The organism is Gottfriedia sp. S16(2024) (assembly GCF_050473765.1).
In the GTDB taxonomy this organism is placed as follows: Bacteria; Bacillota; Bacilli; order Bacillales; family Bacillaceae_G; genus Gottfriedia.
This window is the reverse complement of record NZ_JBFLUO010000001.1, coordinates 2,643,713-2,661,638: the sequence shown is the minus strand read 5'-3', so window position 1 is coordinate 2,661,638 and position 17,926 is coordinate 2,643,713. Positions and strand designations below refer to the sequence as shown.

Annotated in this window: 13 protein-coding genes; 2 read left to right on the top strand and 11 right to left on the bottom strand. The window is 34.8% G+C overall.

Annotation, left to right across the window (positions count from 1 at the left end):
• Positions 1-85: 85 nt before the first annotated feature.
• Entirely contained in the window at positions 86-739 is a 654-nt protein-coding gene (locus tag AB1282_RS12450; RefSeq protein ID WP_056473845.1) for a potassium channel family protein, read from the bottom strand.
• A gap of 37 nt (positions 740-776) precedes the next feature.
• The gene (locus AB1282_RS12445) at positions 777-2,126 is read right to left on the bottom strand and encodes a TrkH family potassium uptake protein (protein ID WP_429899203.1); all 1,350 of its coding nucleotides are present in this window, start codon (positions 2,124-2,126) and stop codon (positions 777-779) included.
• 183 nt (positions 2,127-2,309) lie between these two features.
• On the opposite strand from AB1282_RS12445, the gene AB1282_RS12440 reads away from it, so the two are divergent.
• Positions 2,310-3,545, top strand: a complete 1,236-nt coding sequence (locus AB1282_RS12440) for a cation:proton antiporter (protein ID WP_429899202.1) — start codon at positions 2,310-2,312, stop codon at positions 3,543-3,545.
• Positions 3,546-3,678: 133 nt separating this feature from the next.
• Here the strand turns inward: AB1282_RS12440 and AB1282_RS12435 are convergent, their stop codons facing one another.
• From AB1282_RS12435 to AB1282_RS12415, 5 genes are all read right to left on the bottom strand, one after another.
• Entirely contained in the window at positions 3,679-4,923 is a 1,245-nt protein-coding gene (locus tag AB1282_RS12435; RefSeq protein ID WP_429899201.1) for a cation:proton antiporter, read from the bottom strand.
• Positions 4,924-5,405: 482 nt separating this feature from the next.
• Positions 5,406-7,394 carry an FAD-dependent oxidoreductase gene (locus tag AB1282_RS12430; protein WP_429899200.1) on the bottom strand — a complete coding sequence of 663 codons (1,989 nt, stop codon included), beginning with the start codon at positions 7,392-7,394 and terminating at the stop codon, positions 5,406-5,408.
• Positions 7,395-7,442: 48 nt separating this feature from the next.
• Entirely contained in the window at positions 7,443-8,933 is a 1,491-nt protein-coding gene (locus tag AB1282_RS12425; protein ID WP_429899198.1) for a sodium:solute symporter family protein, read from the bottom strand.
• A gap of 2 nt (positions 8,934-8,935) precedes the next feature.
• Entirely contained in the window at positions 8,936-9,124 is a 189-nt protein-coding gene (locus AB1282_RS12420; protein ID WP_056473835.1) for a DUF3311 domain-containing protein, read from the bottom strand.
• Positions 9,125-9,294: 170 nt separating this feature from the next.
• Positions 9,295-10,326 (bottom strand): aromatic ring-hydroxylating oxygenase subunit alpha, encoded by a 1,032-nt coding sequence (locus AB1282_RS12415; RefSeq protein WP_429899197.1) that lies wholly within the window; start codon positions 10,324-10,326, stop codon positions 9,295-9,297.
• 231 nt (positions 10,327-10,557) lie between these two features.
• Here AB1282_RS12415 and AB1282_RS12410 point away from each other — a divergent pair, with 231 nt between their 5' ends.
• Positions 10,558-11,940, top strand: a complete 1,383-nt coding sequence (locus tag AB1282_RS12410) for a sigma-54 interaction domain-containing protein (RefSeq protein WP_056473831.1) — start codon at positions 10,558-10,560, stop codon at positions 11,938-11,940.
• A gap of 264 nt (positions 11,941-12,204) precedes the next feature.
• Here AB1282_RS12410 and AB1282_RS12405 read toward each other — a convergent pair whose 3' ends face one another.
• The 4 genes from AB1282_RS12405 to AB1282_RS12390 all read right to left on the bottom strand — a co-directional run bounded on the left by AB1282_RS12405 (position 12,205) and on the right by AB1282_RS12390 (position 17,844).
• Positions 12,205-13,647: an aldehyde dehydrogenase family protein gene (locus AB1282_RS12405; protein ID WP_429899196.1), complete on the bottom strand. Its 1,443-nt coding sequence runs from the start codon at positions 13,645-13,647 to the stop codon at positions 12,205-12,207.
• A gap of 48 nt (positions 13,648-13,695) precedes the next feature.
• Complete coding sequence (locus AB1282_RS12400; protein ID WP_429899195.1) at positions 13,696-15,354, bottom strand: thiamine pyrophosphate-dependent enzyme; 1,659 nt, start codon at positions 15,352-15,354, stop codon at positions 13,696-13,698.
• A 75-nt stretch (positions 15,355-15,429) separates the two neighbouring features.
• Complete coding sequence (locus tag AB1282_RS12395) at positions 15,430-16,647, bottom strand: acyl-CoA dehydrogenase family protein (protein WP_429899194.1); 1,218 nt, start codon at positions 16,645-16,647, stop codon at positions 15,430-15,432.
• Between the two features lie 12 nt (positions 16,648-16,659).
• Positions 16,660-17,844 (bottom strand): CaiB/BaiF CoA transferase family protein, encoded by a 1,185-nt coding sequence (locus AB1282_RS12390; protein ID WP_429899193.1) that lies wholly within the window; start codon positions 17,842-17,844, stop codon positions 16,660-16,662.
• Positions 17,845-17,926 lie beyond the last annotated feature (82 nt).

The following is a 17,926-nucleotide window of genomic DNA, read 5'->3' as shown; positions in this document are numbered from 1 at the left end:
ATAGTTTTCTTTTCAAGAAGAGAAATAAAAGAAATCTAAAAAGAGGTTATGGTTAGTACATAGATTACTCCATAACCTCTTTTTACTATTTAAGATTTGTAAAACGATGTAATTCTTTATTTTCCCCAATCACAACTAAGATGTCTCCTTCAAGGAGCTTTTCTTCAGGAGAAGGTGAAATATTAACAATGTCTTTACTTTTAATGGCAATTACAGTTAAATTATACTTTACTCGTATATTCAATTCTTTTAAATTTTTACCAACCATCCAAGAAGGAATTTTAATTTCTTCAATACTATAATTTTTAGCTAATTCAATAAAGTTTAGAACATTTGGTGACATAAGTTGATGAGCAACTCTTGCACCCATATCTTTTTCTGGGTAAATTACCCAGTCAGCACCTATTTTTTTAAGTACTTCTCCATGACGTTTATCTAGCGCCTTGACTACAATTTTCTGAATGCCTAGTTCCTTTAATACTAACGTAGCTAATATACTAGATTGCATATCGTCACCAATAGCAACAATAACTGTGTCAAAATTTCCGATCCCGATCGCTTTTAAAGCCTCATTGTTTGTCGCATCAGCAACTACAGCATGTGTAGCAATATCTGCAAATTCATTTATGACTTCTTCATTTAGATCAATTACTAATACTTCATTACCTGAATTTAATAACGTCTTCACAAGGCTCGTACCGAACCTTCCCAGTCCAATTACAGCATATTGATTAATCATATTTGAATCACTCCTACCTGAGATTAATGATTAATATTTACCCAATCATAATTTTTCCTTTTGGATGCTTAAATGGGTCAGAATGTCTTCGTAAAGTAACAGCAAACGCAATCGTTAACGGGCCTACTCTTCCAGCAAACATTGTTAATATAATTAGAATTTTTCCAATTGGAGTTAAATCTGGCGTCAGCCCCATCGAAAGCCCAACTGTAGCAAAAGCAGAAGTTGCTTCAAATACAATCATTAAGAAGTTTTTACCATGTTCAGTAATTGTTAATAGCAAAGTAACAACCACTACAATAAGAAGTCCACTCACCATTACGGTTAATGCTTTATAAATCGTATCGTACATAATACGTCTTTTAAAAAGAATCACATCTTCTTTCCCTTTTATTTGTGAACGTACCGCTCCTAATAATGTTGCAAAGGTTGTTGTCTTAATTCCCCCTCCAGTTGAGCCTGGAGATGCTCCAATAAACATTAGAATAGCAGTAATAAATAGTGTTGATTGTGTTAAATCCGGAATATTTAATGTATTTGAACCCGCTGTTCTTGGAGTTACTGATTGGTACAATGATCCTAAAATTTTACCAGTCATGGACAAAGGTTGTAATGTCTTTGGATTATTAAATTCAAAAATAAAAATAAGAATCGTCCCTAAAACCAATAATAAACCACTAGTCCAAAGAACGATTTTCGTATGTAAAGAGACTCTACGAATTCGTTTGTATTCGTATATTTCATTCATAACAATAAATCCAATTCCACCTAGCGTAATTAGTATACAAACTACTATCGTTACAAGGGGATCTTCTACATAACGCGTCAAACTTCTAAACTCTCCCATTAAATCGAATCCCGCATTATTAAAATTAGATATTGAGTGGAAAATACCAAAATAAATAGCTCTTTTGAATGGCATGTCGAAGGAAAATCGAATTGCCAATAATACAGAACCAATTAATTCAATTAGAATTGTAAAAATAAAAATCCTTTTTACTAACTTAACTATTCCAGCAAATGTCATATTATTTAGAGATTCTTGTAATAATAATCTTTCCTTAAGCGTTATTCTCTTTCCTAGAAGTACTGCAAAAAAAGTAGCAAACGACATAAATCCTAAACCGCCTACTTGAATAAGTGACAGAATAACGAATTGACCAAATAAGGTAAACGTCGATCCAGTATCAACTACGACAAGCCCTGTAACACATGTTGCTGATGTAGAGGTGAATAGAGCATTTAACCAACTAAGCCCTTCCCCATCTTTTGTAGCTATTGGAAGTGTTAGTAGAAAGCCTCCCAAAACGATTATCAGCGCGAATCCTGTTACTAGTATTTTTGAAGGATCTAATGAAACTAATCGTTTATTTTTCAAGATGTTCATCCTCACTTTTTTAAATAACTAGACTTCAACTTCCCCCATAGATTAAATAATTCATGAATAGCGTACCCATTGAATCGGTTAATATGAATATCTCATATCTAATGATAGATTTATCATTATTAAATATTTAGTAAACATCAAGGTCATTATAGATAAGTAAGAGTACAAAAAGGAGTAGTAAAAATGGAATCAGATGTAATGAAAATTGTTCAACACGAATTATTTATTATAACTTTCATCTTGGGAATTGGATTACTAGCAATGAAATTAGCAGCTAGGATTAAAATTCCTGATGTGGCCTTATTTATGATTCTAGGAATAATTGTTGGTCAATCAGGACTTAAATTAATCTCAGTACCAAATGAATCAATAGCCAATCAATTTATTATTGTATTAGGATCAATCTTAATTTTGTTTGAAGGAGGAAAGGCAATTCATTTTTCTATACTAAAAAAAGTATGGATAACGATAACTCTCTTATCGATACCAGGTGTAATTATAACAGCAGCAATTGTTGCAATTACTTCCTTTTATTTATTACATATACCTTTTTTATATTCTTTATTGCTTGCTTCTGTCATTGCATCTACAGATCCAGCAACCTTAATTCCGGTTTTTAAACAAGTTAAAATTCGTAATAAGGTAAGACAAACTGTAGAAAGTGAATCCGCATTTAATGATGCCACTGGTTCCATTTTGGCTTTCACTATACTTGGAATCATCTTAGGAACAACTCAATTATCGATTACTTCTAGTATTTGGAGTTTTATTCGTGAAGCTGGCGGAGGAATAATAATTGGAGCAATCATAGGATATCTCGGTATTTTATTTACCTCTGAACAGAAATTAGGTTTTTTTAAAAATTACAGTACAATTATTAGTATTGTAATGGCCATTAGCTCATATTTAATTGCAGTTTCGGTCGAGTCGAGTGGGTTTATGGCAACTTTTACAGCAGGTCTCATTTTAGGTAATCCTGAAATTTTTCGTCTTCATATTTCAGATGAAAACAGTATGCATAGCTTTCATTTTTCTGAAACAATCACATTAATTATGAGGAAACTGATTTTTATGCTACTAGGTACACAAGTCAACTTTCATATATTCAGTAAATATTGGGTACAAGCAATATTGATTGTTCTTGTATTCATGTTTATAGCTCGCCCAATTACTGTACTCTTATGTACTTTACCTGATCGAAAGGCAAAATGGGAATGGAAAGAAATTATCTTTATGTTTTGGGTTCGTGAAACAGGTGTCATCCCTGCAGCTCTATCTGGGATGATCGTAGCAGCCGGAGTTAAGCATGCAGATGAAATTACTACAGTCACCTTTATCGCAATATTAATGACCATTCTAATACAAGCTAGTACCACAGGTTATGTCGCTAAAAAACTAGGAATTACTATAGATGTATAAGTATATAAAGAAAATAATCTTATGAAAAAAGTAAAGAGGCTATAGTAAATAACTAATTGATTGTAGTTATTTACCATAGCCTTTTTCAACATCACTTTTCTTTTAGAAAAACTTAACGTGATTATTAACTTGCTCAAGTTTGTCTAACTTTTTCTTTATTTTTTAAATTCATGATTACTTTAGGGATACTTAAACCTTGAATCAATAATGAAAACACTACATTTACATATACAATCAATAAAATATTTTCTCTATATGGAAAATCATTTGGCAAAGTTAGTGCCAGAGCAATTGACAATGCTCCTTTTAACCCACCCCAGTTAATAAGAAACTTTTCATGGTTTGTAAAAGTTTTAATCTTTAATAAACTAATATTTACAGCAATTGTTCTTGAAACTAAAACGATTATGATCGTTAATAAAGAAACTTTCCAATTTGCAAATACATCTAATCGATAAACTACTAAACCAATTAGTATGAATAAAATCGTATTTCCAACAAACGAAATGATGTCCCAAAAACTTGAAATGTAATCTTCGGTTACTGTACTCATCCCGATTTTCTTTCCATAATTTCCAAAGACGATACCTCCGACTACAACTGCAATTACGCCACTTCCATGAAAATGTTCTGAAATTATATAGCTTCCATAAAAAAGTAAAAAAGACACCATTGTTTCAAGTGGATAGTCATCTACGAAACTAATCATGTATGAAGCTACATACCCTAAACTAAGCCCAATAACAGTTCCAATAAAGACAACTTTCAAGAATAGTAAAATGCCAGCTCCAATACCTGATAATCCCATATTGATATAACTCAATAAAAATACGGTTGATATTTTAAAAAAGACAACTGCTATTCCATCATTAAACAGGCTTTCGCCTTCTAAACTAGCTGCAATACTTTTTTTTACATTGTATCGTTTAAACATTCCCATTACCGAAATAGGATCAGTTGCGCACATAAGTGAAGCAATCGTAAAGGATACTACAACTGGTAGCTTACAAATATAAATCAAAGCTACTGCAACAAGTACAAATGTTAAGAATGTACCTAAAAGTGCTAAACTTAAGATTTCTTTTCTATATTTTTTAATCTCTTTATATTCAAATTTCATCGAAGCCTCCCCTAGAAGTGAAGGCAAAAAAAGACCTAATACAATCAATGAAAATATCTCGCTACTGGTAAATAGATCTGCAATTTTATTTAAAAAATTAATATTCAATAAACCAATTACTAACCCAATGATTACAAGAAATATTGTATAAGGTTTATTGAACTTATTTGCAATCAACCAAGATATTACACCAATTAAAAGTAATAATAAGAATGCACCTATGATCGTATTAGCAACGCTTAGCAATCCGTGTTCCATCTAAAAACCCCTTAGTTGAATTTTGATTAGACAAAAAAATATAAAAGACACTTTTGAAAGTTGAATTGGATTGAATAGAAGTACAGAATTCAATCTAATAAAATAGATTTTCATTTAGATTATCCTCAATATTATTAATTTATAAATGAAAACTAATTTATAAATGAAAACTAATTTTTAAATTTATGTAACTAAACAGATATCATATAGGAGTTGAAACTACTAAAAAACAAAGAAAAGACCCATACCCTAGAAATACTTAGGTTTGAGCCTCACACTTTTATGATCACAACTGGACTTGAACCAGTGCATTATCATTAATTAGCAAAGTACTATACATAAACTTGTTCATAGTTTTTATATCCAGAGAAAAAGTTCAAACTCTTAATAAGAATTTATGCTTTTAATGATATAAAATTCTACAACGCTATCAATTTAAGTTTATTAAATCAAAACACAATCAAGTTAAAACACTAATCCCTCTATACATAAAGTGCAGAAGAAGTAATTCCTATTTCAAGAGCCGATGTTAGACCTTCATAAGTAGCTTCTTCGATTGTACGAGGTGCTAAACAATCCCCGATTTGCCGAACAACTGGTGCCATACCTTTCACTTGTTCATAAAGCTCAGAATTAGGTACTCGTCCCATTGCAAGTACAATCGTATCCCAGTCTTTAATCAGTTCAGTCTCATGCGTAAAAAGATTTCTCAATTTAACTTGATCATTATCAATACCACCAAAATCAAAATGCGGGCGAACATCAACCTTTAATTGATAGAGTCTTTTTAAATATTCATTCACTAGATATGAATGTAGTTCCTTTCCAATATGAACCTTAGCCGAAAACAAGGAAACATCGTGATTTTTCTCCTTCAAGTGTATAGCTGCCTCTATTCCTGGCCAATCACCAATTAAATCAAATACCAATACACGCTTTCCAATTTGGATAGAATTTCCGCTGAAAAGGTCATCAACTGTTATGATTCTCGGATCACCGATGCCCTCTACATGTGGAAAATATGGTCTGGATCCAACTGCACAAATAATGACATCAGGTTTTATTTCTTCTATTTTCTCAAGGGTAATTTTCTTTCCAAGTTGGACATTTATCTTACTATTTGATAGCTTTCTTGTATAATTGTCCAACATTGTTTCAGCTACTTCATGTCGCATAGGAGCCTTTCTCATTTTTCTTAACAATCCGCCAATCTCATTACTTTGTTCAGCTAATATTACTTCATGTCCTTCACCATCAGCAGTTAAAGCAGCATGTAATCCAGCTGGACCTGCACCTATGACAAGCACTTTTTGTTTTATTTTTACACTCTGGACAAGCGGTAATAATTCTTTTTCTTTACCAGCCATCGGATTTTGAACACATCCAATTGGAAGGCCTTTAGAGTAGTGACCTATACAAGCTTGTATACATCCTAAACATGCATCAATTGAGTGTAGATCCCCTCTCGTTGCTTTATTCGGTAATTCAGGATCAACGATTAAAGCTCTCGTCATACCAACAACATCCGCTTTTCCTGAACCAACGATTCGATCCGCTTCCATAGGGTCTATGATCCGCGAGCCAACAAAAACTGGAACTGCACCTGCCATTCGAATTTTAAATGAATGTGGAGAATTATAGGAATGCTTAATTGGAGAAGGCGGAACTATATGAGTCGAACCTGCATATGTACTTGAGTCACCAGATGTTACATTTATAAAATCTACTCTAACTTTTTCAACTAAATGCTCGACGATTTTCACCGCATCTGTTACATTCGTTCCATCCATTGTCATTTCATCTGCACTCATTCGAATTCCTACGGTAAAATCTTCACCCACTTTTTCCCAAATACGTTGTACAATTTCTACTATAAAACGCATTCGATTCTCAAAGGTACCACCGTATTCATCCGTGCGATGGTTCGTATGGCTAGACCAAAATTGAGCTGGTAAATAACCATGGGAGCAACAAACTTCTACTCCGTCGAGACCAGCTTTTTTAGCTAATAAAGCTGAATAAGCATATCCCTCTATAACATCTTTAATTTCATCGATGTTCATCGGTCTCGGCATTATTCCAAATCGAAAACTTGGTTCTGAAGACGGTGCCCAAGCAGCATTACGATAATCGCTAGAAACAACCTCTCTACCTCCGTGAAATAATTGACTAAAAACTTTCGTGCCATATTGATGAAGTTGTTTTGCAATTTCTGCGTATGCTGGTACCACTTTTTCATCAAATCCTGCAATCGTATGTGAAGTTAGCATGCCAGATGAGTGAACTGCAGCCGCTTCAAGAATAATAAGTCCAGCGCCACCCTTCGCACGTGCAACATGATAGGCAGTCATTTCAGGAGTAGGAATGCCATTTTCTACATAATTTGTTTGATGTGCTGTCGATAAGATTCTATTTTTAAGTTCAGTATTTCCAATCGTTACTTTTGAGAATAGGTGTTTAAAGTCAGTCATAATTGAACCACTTCCTTTCTCCTAAAATAAATAATTTGTTTTTCACCTTTATACATTTTCTCGAAAGTTAGTAAGCATCCAATCGTTCTTTTCGATAATCATTTTAGGTTTTCTTGTAACTCTACTTACTACTAGCGTTACAGTAAAATTAATAACCATTACAACTAAACCAACATCAATATCTTGGATAACATGAGGAAACGATGGAAACAGAGTTGCTAACGTTGTACCAGTAGTTGTTGAATAAGTAACAGCCGCTACACCAATGATGATTCCGGCTGACGCACCTTGAACTGTTACTGGATTCTTTTTCCAAAGACTAAAATACAATGCTGGGAACAATTGTGCCATAAAGCTGTACGCCATAATATACAGTGTCATAATTGTATCGCCACCATTTAAAGTAAAATAAAGTGTCACTAGTGCAATAATTGGCACTAGAACTCGGGTTAATTTTATAAGCTGATCATCTGTTGTATTTGGCTTCATAACCTTATAAACATTCTTAGTTAAGATTGTAGTTGCAGATGTTAACACTAATGAACTTGGTATAAGTGCAGCTAAAGCGCCCGAGGCACCAATGATTCCAACAAACCAAGGATCAAATGAAATCTTTGCGAGTTTAAATAAAGCTAAATCTACATCTCCACCTTTTAAAGTTGGAGTTTTTAAAATAGCAGCGAATCCAACAAATAAAGAAAAGACGATAATAATTTGATAGATTGGCATAAATGCAGCATTTTGGCGAAGAGCTTTTGCACTCTTTGAAGAGAAAACTCCCATAAGCATATGAGGAAACATATAAAAGGAGAGTGCTAACATGATACTAGTTGTAATAAACCAAGAAACACTTAAACCTTTTTCTGGAAATATCATCAAATCGGGTTTAGCAGTTTGGATTGCCTCAAACATCGGCTGGAAACCACCATAATAATGTACTGGAAAATAGATTCCTAAGAAGATTACAACAAATAAAATTAGAAAGTCTTTAATAACAGCCGTCCAAGCTGAACCATGAATGCCCGAAACCGTTACATAAATTGTTATCGCAAAAACGGCAATCGTAATAGCAATACTCTGTGGGATTTTCCCATAAGAAGCCTCAGAAACAATAATACCTAAACCTTTTAACTGCATCGTTAAATACGGAATAATTGAAATGATACTAATAACTGAAACAAGTACACCAAGTGCTGAACTATTATACTTTTTCGTATAAAAATCAGCCTGTGATACAACATTATTTTCTTTTGCATACTTCCAAACAGGAGGTAACAACCAATAAGCTACAATAAAATAGAATGCATTAAATGCATATACTGCTGGCATTCCAAAAGAGTAGGCACTTCCCGATGCCCCCATAAAAGTAAATGTCGTAAACATTTCTCCTGCTAGCAATAGAAAAACAAAAAGGGATCCAAAACCTCGTCCACCAATTGACCACTGCTCAAAAGTCATCTCTTTACCTTTACGTGCTTGTAAACCTAACCAAATTGATAAAGCTAGAAAGCCAAGAATTACGATTAAAGCTGAATTCACTATTACTCGCCCCCTTTATTAGCGGGATCAAGTTTATTCACTATTAATAAAAATATAGCTGTAAGAAAAACCCATAATATCGTCCAAAATAATACAAATGGCATTCCAAGTACAAATGGCTCAACCTTATTAATAACTGTGAGTGAACCAATAGCTGGGATCGCACTTAATCCATACAGTAATTTTTTCATTTGATTCCCTCCTTATTTTGTACGACTAGATAAACCATAAAATTAAAACGTTTTCAAAATAGAAAATAAAAAAGAAAAGCTAAGTATGTTCCATTTGATTTTTTCATTATGAATTCAAATACTTAGCTTTTTAAATCATAGTCTTTTTCTACCATTCTCAATTAACTAGATTATAAGTCGATCACTTCTTTAATCATTTCGTGGAAGTGTTGCATTGCGTTCTCAGTTGGAGAAAAAATACCATTTTCAAATGCTTTTGAATGTAAACCAGATTGCAATAATTCCACTAAATCAAAATCTTCTTCACGCACTTGATCAACAAATTTAATCAATTCCTCTTCTTCTTTCGAGATTTCTTCATTAAAAAAGAAATAACGATAGACTGCTAGTGTTTGGTTGGCATCAATTGGAATCAGTTGCGTTGTCGTCATATTTCCTCCTCCAGGAAATACACTCATCATCATATTTGGCCAAATCCAGTAGAAACGTGTTAAGCTATCATCTTGATTTTTAACATTTGAACATTGGTAAGAGAATTTATCACAAGGAACAATGCTGTAATTCGATAAATCGAATGTTTTCGAGAATGATGGATGCGCAACTGGACAATGATCGCACTCTAAGAAATTATCAACTACAGCTTTCCAATTTGCTTTAATTAAACGACGGTTTTCTTTTACTAATTGTAATGAATCAAGGAAAGAATAACGGCTTAGTTCGTTTACCAACTCCCCATATTCAACAGAAAAAGGCGCAGCTTCTCGATCCAAGTTTACAAAAATCATAGAGCGCTGTATTTCTAATTGGACCGACTTTAAGCAGTTATATTCTCCTAAATCAATATTTTTAAAGTTTGGTGCTCGATTAACATGTCCATCCAAATTAAAAGTCCAACCATGATAAATACATTGTAGGATTTTTTTATTTCCTGTTTCACTTTGCTCCACTTTTGTACCACGATGAGGGCAAATATTATAAAACGCGCGGATTTTACCATCATTAGCATGCGTAACTAAAATAGATTCACCAGCAACCTCAAAAGTGAAAAAGTCACCGACTTTTTTAACCTGACTTGTATGACCTACGAAGATCCAATTTTTACTAAAAATCTTTTTTCTTTCTGTATCGAATATCTCTTGGCTGACATATGTTTTATACGGCAATGAAGTTTGTAAAGGTTGTGCTGTTTCCTTTGTAGACATAATAATGATTCCTCCTTTTATTTGGATTTCATTTGAAACGAAATTCCATCCTTTATTCATTAACTTATGCAAGATTTATGCCAATTTTAGATTTCGCTTTACCGTAAGGAGATAACACTATTTATCTATTTCCAAATCAAAGTAATTATCTTATAATTTACTCAATTCAGTCAATTTTAACTCAACTTACTATTTTTCGAGATTAAAAATGTTTTAAGAGGGGGTTATGTTTTGCCAAATACAACAAATGACAAACTAAAACTTGAGTTCAGTAATGAGATTCTACAAAAAATATTGGACAATTCTCCTAATGAATTTTATGTACTTGATAGAGATGCCCGAATCGTGTATATAAACAAGGCTTGTGAAAGACATTACGGGATTAAACTCAAAGATGTCGTAGGAAAATCAAACGATGAATTAATTTCAAAAGAATATTGGAAGCCTCTTATTCTTCCACGTTTATTTAAAGAAAAGAAAACGGTCATCATGAAACAAATAAGTTATGTTGGAAAGGAAATTATTACAACAGCCATTCCGTTATTAAATGATCAGCAGGAAATTGAGCTAATTATCACCACTTCACAAGATGCAAGCTATAAAGACTTATACATACCTGATGAACAGGAAATAAATGAAGCGGATCAAGCTGCAATTTATAAAAATAATATCATTACGAATAACAAGGAAATGAGTAATATTGTTAAAGTTTGTGAAAAGGTTGCTAAAGTAGATGCAACGGTATTAATTCAAGGAGAATCCGGCACAGGAAAAGGAGTAATTGCAAAATATATCCATCAGAAAAGCAGCCGAAATAAAGCTCCTTTTTTATCTTTAAACTGTGCAACGATTCCGGAAGAACTACTAGAATCAGAACTTTTTGGATACAAAGATGGAGCATTTACTGGCGCAACAAAAGGTGGCAAACAAGGACTTTTAGAGCTTGCAGACGGAGGAACGGTATTTTTAGATGAGATTGGCGATATATCACCTAAAGTTCAAGCAAAGCTTCTAAAAGTAATTCAAGAATTTGAATTTATGCCTGTTGGAGGCAAACAACCAAAAAAAGTAAATATCCGTATCCTTTCTGCTACTAATCGAAACTTATATGAAATGGTACAGAATAAGGAATTTAGAGAAGACTTATATTATCGCCTACACGTAGTTAATTTAAAAATACCACCACTACGGGAAAGAAAAGAAGATATCATTCCACTAACCTACCATTTTCTTTCTGAGTTTAATAGAAAACACCAAATGAATACGATCATTTCTGAAGAAGCTTTGAATACTTTTTATAACTATTCATGGCCTGGGAATATTAGACAATTAGAAAATATGCTTGAAAGCCTCGTCGTCACAAGTGATGGCATTATAAAAGTGCAAGACTTAACTGACCTATTAATTGAAAATAAAAAAGAGAGTCCAGTTAATGAAGAAATAAGTGACTGCTCGCTCCTTGCTTCTCTAGAAGAAGTTGAGAAAAACATAGTGATAAATTCCTATACAAAATATAGGAATACAAGAAAAGTAGCAGATGACTTAGAAATCAGCCAGTCAAAAGCAGCTAGACTAGTTCGTAAGTATTGTAGTGATTTAGACTTCTATAAATAAATGTGAAAATATAAAAATACCCGGTGAATAGTCGGGTATTTTTGCATTGAGGTTCATGAGTAAGCAAAAATGCGATTCGCTCAAATTAACTTACTCATAACGGGTTCATGAGCAAGTAGTGGTCAATCATATTCGCTATTTATCAATAATGCTCACAAAGGGTTCAAATAGTTTATATAAAATTAGTTATTTTCACAAAAAAGGCGCCCATTCGTCAGTTCCCCTGACTTATGAGGCAGCCTCTTTTATTTTCAAGCTGATTGATTACATTTGATCCATATAAACTGTTTTGACTTGTGTATAAAAATCTATTGCTGTCTTTCCTTGTTCGCGGGATCCAGTACTTGAGTTTTTGATGCCGCCAAATGGTACTTGTGGCTCTGATCCTGCTGTTTCATTGTTTACATGTACAAGACCAACTTCAATGTCTTCAACGAAACGCTGTGCGATTGTAAAATTATTTGTACAAATTGCTGCACTTAAACCATATTCAGTATCATTAGCCATCCCTACTGCTTCCTCATAGTTTTTTACTTTAAAAAGCGCTATTACGGGTCCGAATATTTCTTCATGGGCAATACGAGCATCCGGGGAGACATTTTCAAAGATTGTTGGTTGTACATAGAAACCATTTTTTAGTTCTTCATCAGCAGGAACTTCTCCACCGCATAATAGAGTTGCCTCGTCCTTTCCAGCTTCAATCATAGCAAGTACACCTTCGAGTTGAGATTGAGAAACAGCTGGACCTACAAATGTATCGTCATGAAGTGGATTTCCGACTTTTAATGTATTTGTCCGTTCTACAAGTCGGTCCCGAAATGCTTCATAAATCGGTTCTTCTACAATTACCCTGCTCGTTGCTGTACACTTTTGACCAGTAGATCTGAAAGCACCGCTCACGGCAATTTCAATTGCTTTTTCTATATCTGCATCAGCAAGTACGATTAGTGGATTCTTCCCACCTAATTCCATTTGTACTTTCTTTCCTTTTGCTGTCGCCTTCTGCTGAATCTGATTTCCAACCTGATTGGATCCTGTAAATGAAATAGCTTTAATATAAGGATGTTCTACTAATTCTGTTCCAACGACAGATCCTCTACCAAATACACAGTTTACAACCCCTGCCGGAATACCGGCCTCATCAAGCGCTTTTATAACATGGTAAACAGATTTTGGAGTCAGATCCGCTGGTTTAATAACGACCGTATTTCCGTAAACAAGTGCAGGAGCCATTTTCCATACAGGAATTGCTATTGGAAAATTCCAAGGCGTAATTAATCCAATTGGCCCAATTGGCGTTCGAGTCGTATATAAGAATGTATTTGTATTACCAGAAGGAATCACTTCTCCGACTGGCTGTCTTGCTTCTCCAGCAAAGTATTCAAGGATACTGATGGCACGCTGTGTTTCTCCAATACCTTCAGCAAGTGTTTTCCCTTCTTCTAGTGTTAAATCACGTCCTACTTCATGGACTTTTGCTTTTAATAGATCTGCTGCTTTTTGGAGGTAAGAAGCCCTTTGTTGGTACGAAAGTTTCCTCCAAGATTGAAAGGCTGTTTTGGCTGCAAGAATGGCTTGTCGTGCATCCTCTTCTGTACTTGAAGGAAACTCTCCTAAAGACTCTCCATTATGTGGACTGTAATTTTCCCGATATTCACCTAACGTAGGTTGTTTCCATTGTCCATTAATATAGTTTGCATAACGCATATCGTTTCCCCCAATTAGATTTTTTTTACTAATTAAATAAAGAGTCCATTATTTGCTATAAAGTAGATTCATTTTAGATTTATCTTGACTAGCAGATAAAATCCGTGGATTTGTTACAACTTCGATAACAGCTGGACGCCCTGATGATAAGGCCCTCTCAAGTGCTGGAGCAAAATCAGTATTTTTTTCGACCTTCTGACCGTATGCACCGAATAAGCCTGCTAACTCAGCAAAGTTTGGATTAGACAGCTCCGTACCGATTACTCGATCTGGAAAATGCTTTTCTTGATGTGTTCGAATTGTTCCATACATATTGTTGTTTACTACAATTGAAATGACAGGAATGTTATAACGTACCGCTGTCTCGATTTCCTGAAGCGTCATCATGAAGCCTCCATCACCTGAGAAGGAAACAACTGTTTTATGTGGCTGGGCTAGCTTTGCTCCAATAGCAGCCGGTAGCCCATACCCCATCGCTCCAGATGTTGGTCCGACATATGTATTTTCATGCTCAAAGCGATAATATCGAGAAAGCCACCCAAAGAAGTTTCCTGCATCATTTGTAATAATCGTATCTTTTGGTAGATGCGAGACGATATCATGCATAAAACCATCCATGTCTACAAATTCATCCGAGTAATCTTCCTTCACCTTTGAAAAGTCCATGTATTCGTTATGAAGTTTTTCTACACGCAGTTCATCTGAATTTAATGGCGTAGATAAAGCAATTGATAATGCTTCCGCTAAAAAGGCTTTCACATCTGCTGTAACTGCCAATGAAGGTGGATAAACTTTTCCAAATACATCCTCCGAAATATCAATGTGAATCAGTTTTCCTTTTCCTGAAAGCAATGAATAATCTTGTGTTCCTACTTGGGAGAATCTTGTACCTAATGCAATCACTAAGTCTGCATTGTCGATCGCTTCAAGTAAATACTTTGGTGTTCCAAAACCAAGCCAGCCTGCATAACAAGGATGTGAGTTTGGAAATGCATCGAAACGACGGAATGCAGTCACGACAGGTATTTGAACTGTTTCAGCGAATTTTACTAATAAAGGAACAGCTTGTGAACGAATGACTCCCCCACCAGCTATAAGAATCGGTCGTTTGGCATTTTGAATCATTTCTACTACTTGCTGAACGCTCTCTTTATGTGGACGAGCCGGCTGAGTCTGATAGACTGGAATTTCTACCATTTCGGCTGCATCTTCTAGCATGTCATGAGGTAATGCAACTAACACAGGACCAGGACGACCTGAACGGGCAATATGAAATGCACGATGTAAAAGCTCTGGAATTCGTTCTACTCGGTCAATCTCCACTGTCCATTTGCATAAATGACTAAACATCCCTACAAGATTAACCTCTTGAAATGCTTCCTTTTCTTTAAAAGGCCGCTCTACTTGTCCAATAAGTGCAACTAGTGGAGTGGAATCTTGGCTGGCAGTATGAATTCCAATCGCCAAGTTTGAAGCTCCAACACCACGAGTTGCCATACACACACCTACTTCACCCGATGCTTTTGCATAACCTTCCGCCATAAATGAAGCTCCACCTTCATGTCGGGCAGAAATCAAACTAATTTCTGGATGTTCATATAACGCATCCATAACTCCTAGATAACTCTCACCGGGTACACAAAAAACTTTATTTACCCCTTCTTTTGCCATAACATTAACGACTGCTTTTCCACCGCTAATTTTCATTACGAAACACTCCCTTCTCTTATGCGATTACATTGAAACCCTTACAAGTGATCTATTTTCTACTCAAATTTTTTATTAAGATTTAACAGTTTCTACGTTAACCTCTTCGAATGGCCAAGCTGGAAGCATTTTTCTTAAAACTTTATCTTCCCTATAACCTAGGTCATATTCAGCCTGCATAATTGTATGAACCTCTCTTGTTCCTTCATAAATGACTGGTGCTTTTGAGTTTCTTAAATAACGCTCTACTGGGAACTCATTTGAAAACCCATATGCACCATGAATTTGTACAGCATCATTAGCTGCCTCGTTTGCTGCATTACAAGAAATCCATTTTGCTAGTGACGTTTCTCTAGTGTTACGTTTTCCACTATTTTTTAACCAGCCAGCTTTATAGACTAGTAGGCGGGAGATTTCTAGATTTGAAGACATTTTAGCGATCATTTGTTGTACTAATTGATGTTTTCCGATTTCTTTACCAAATGTTTTTCGCTCATGACAATATTTTACGCTTGCTTCAAGTGATGCCTGAATTAATCCACATGCACCAGCTGCAACTGTAAATCGTCCATTATCAAGCGCAGACATCGCAATTTTAAACCCTTCACCTTCAAAGCCTAATAAGTTTTCTGCTGATACTCTTACATCATCTAAAAATACTTCACCAGTGTTTCCAGCTCTAATTCCCATTTTCCCTTTAATTGCTTTTGTAGAAACTCCTTCAAAAGTACGTTCTACGATAAAACAAGAAATTCCGTGGTGTTTTAAGTCATGATTTGTTTTTGCAAAAATTAAGAAATGATCAGCGACATCACATAGAGAAATCCATGTTTTTGATCCGTTTAAGATATAACTATCACCATCTTTTACGGCTGTTGTCGCCATTGCTACTACATCAGATCCTGCATTTGGCTCTGTTAATCCGAATGCACCAATTTTCTTCCCTCGCGCTTGAGGAACAAGATACTTTTTCTTTTGTTCTTCAGTTCCCCATTGTAGTAATGTCATACTATTTAATCCCGTATGTACTGAAACAGCCGTACGGAAAGCTGTATCTCCGCGCTCTAGTTCCTCACATACGATTGCTAAAGTATTATAGTCCATTCCAACTCCACCATATTGTTCAGGAATACATACACCCATTAGTTCCAACTCAGAAAGTCGTTTTAGAATATTTACTTCAAAATGTCCTTTTTCATCCCATTCCTTAATAAATGGAATAATTTCACGATCTACAAATGATCTAACTACCTTTCTTACACTTTTTTGCTCTTCTGTTAATGAAAAATTCATTTTATTTCCTCCTCAAATTGTATTATTTCGTTTCATTTCTTCTATTTCTAATTGAGAATAACCAAGTTTACTCATTACTTCTTCAGTATGTTCTCCATGCAATGGGGGATGTCTTACTACTTCAACTGGAGTTTTTGATAATTTTAATGGTGAACCAATTAACTTTAGATCATTGATGAATGGATGATTTACTTCTAGCACCATATCCCTTGATCTAGCTTGTTCAGACTGCAAGGCTTCACTTACGTTATAAATCGGTCCATTTGGAATACCAACTTTATCTAAGAGAACTTTCCACTCATTTTTACTTTTTGTTTTTATTTTATTTGAGATTATTTCCTCAATCTCTTTTCTATACTGCAATCGACCAGCATTCGTTCTATATAATTCATCTAATAAAATCGGTTCTTCAATAAGTAACGCAAATCGATTAAATTGATGATCATTACCGACGGCGATCACCATCTCACCATCACTTGCTGAAAAAACTTGATACGGAACAATATTAGGGTGATAATTTCCTAATCTCTCCGGAATAGCACCACTACATAAATAATTGCTAGCCACATTTACTAAAGCAGCTAATTGAGAGTCAAATAGCGAGATGTCAATTTCTTGTCCTTCCCCTGTACGATTTCGATGCTGTAATGAAGCAAGAATCCCAATACATGTAAATAACCCTGTTAATACGTCTGAAATAGCTACTCCCACTTTTGTTGGCTCGCCATCCTTCTCTCCAGTAATGCTCATTAAACCAGACATCGCCTGAATGATATAATCATATCCAGGAAGTGAAGAGTTAGGTCCCTTGCTACCAAATCCACTAATTGATGCAAGAATAATATCTTTTTTCATCACTTTCATTTCTTCAAAGGAAAAACCTAGTTTTGATAAAGTTCCTGGTTTAAAGTTTTGCACAACAACATCCGCTTCTGAAATAAGTTTTTTTAAAACCTCTTTGCCCTTATCATCCTTCAAATTCAAAGTAATCCCTTGTTTATTTCGATTAGCACATAAATAATATGCACTTTCTCCTTCTACAAAAGGAGGCCCCCAACCCCTTGTCTCATCCCCACCGCTAATACTTTCAATTTTGATTACCTCAGCCCCAAGATCCCCAAGGATCATCGTACAAAAGGGGCCGGCTAGCACTCGAGTTAAATCAATAATTTTGATACCATGTAATGCCCCTGGCAATTTGATCACCTCTTCATCTGCTTTTCTTTCGCTAATTTACTAGTTTCCATTAGGCAATTAAAATGGTTATCACTGTGCTTTT

Bases quoted from the DNA above. Each gene is read 5' to 3' on its own strand.
- AB1282_RS12450 (WP_056473845.1), bottom strand. From the start codon at position 739: ATGATTAATCAATATGCTGTAATTGGACTGGGAAGGTTCGGTACGAGC.
- AB1282_RS12445 (WP_429899203.1), bottom strand. From the start codon at position 2,126: ATGAACATCTTGAAAAATAAACGATTAGTTTCATTAGATCCTTCAAAA.
- AB1282_RS12440 (WP_429899202.1), top strand. From the start codon at position 2,310: ATGGAATCAGATGTAATGAAAATTGTTCAACACGAATTATTTATTATA.
- AB1282_RS12435 (WP_429899201.1), bottom strand. From the start codon at position 4,923: ATGGAACACGGATTGCTAAGCGTTGCTAATACGATCATAGGTGCATTC.
- AB1282_RS12430 (WP_429899200.1), bottom strand. From the start codon at position 7,394: ATGACTGACTTTAAACACCTATTCTCAAAAGTAACGATTGGAAATACT.
- AB1282_RS12420 (WP_056473835.1), bottom strand. From the start codon at position 9,124: ATGAAAAAATTACTGTATGGATTAAGTGCGATCCCAGCTATTGGTTCA.
- AB1282_RS12415 (WP_429899197.1), bottom strand. From the start codon at position 10,326: ATGTCTACAAAGGAAACAGCACAACCTTTACAAACTTCATTGCCGTAT.
- AB1282_RS12405 (WP_429899196.1), bottom strand. From the start codon at position 13,647: ATGCGTTATGCAAACTATATTAATGGACAATGGAAACAACCTACGTTA.
- AB1282_RS12400 (WP_429899195.1), bottom strand. From the start codon at position 15,354: ATGAAAATTAGCGGTGGAAAAGCAGTCGTTAATGTTATGGCAAAAGAA.
- AB1282_RS12395 (WP_429899194.1), bottom strand. From the start codon at position 16,647: ATGAATTTTTCATTAACAGAAGAGCAAAAAAGTGTAAGAAAGGTAGTT.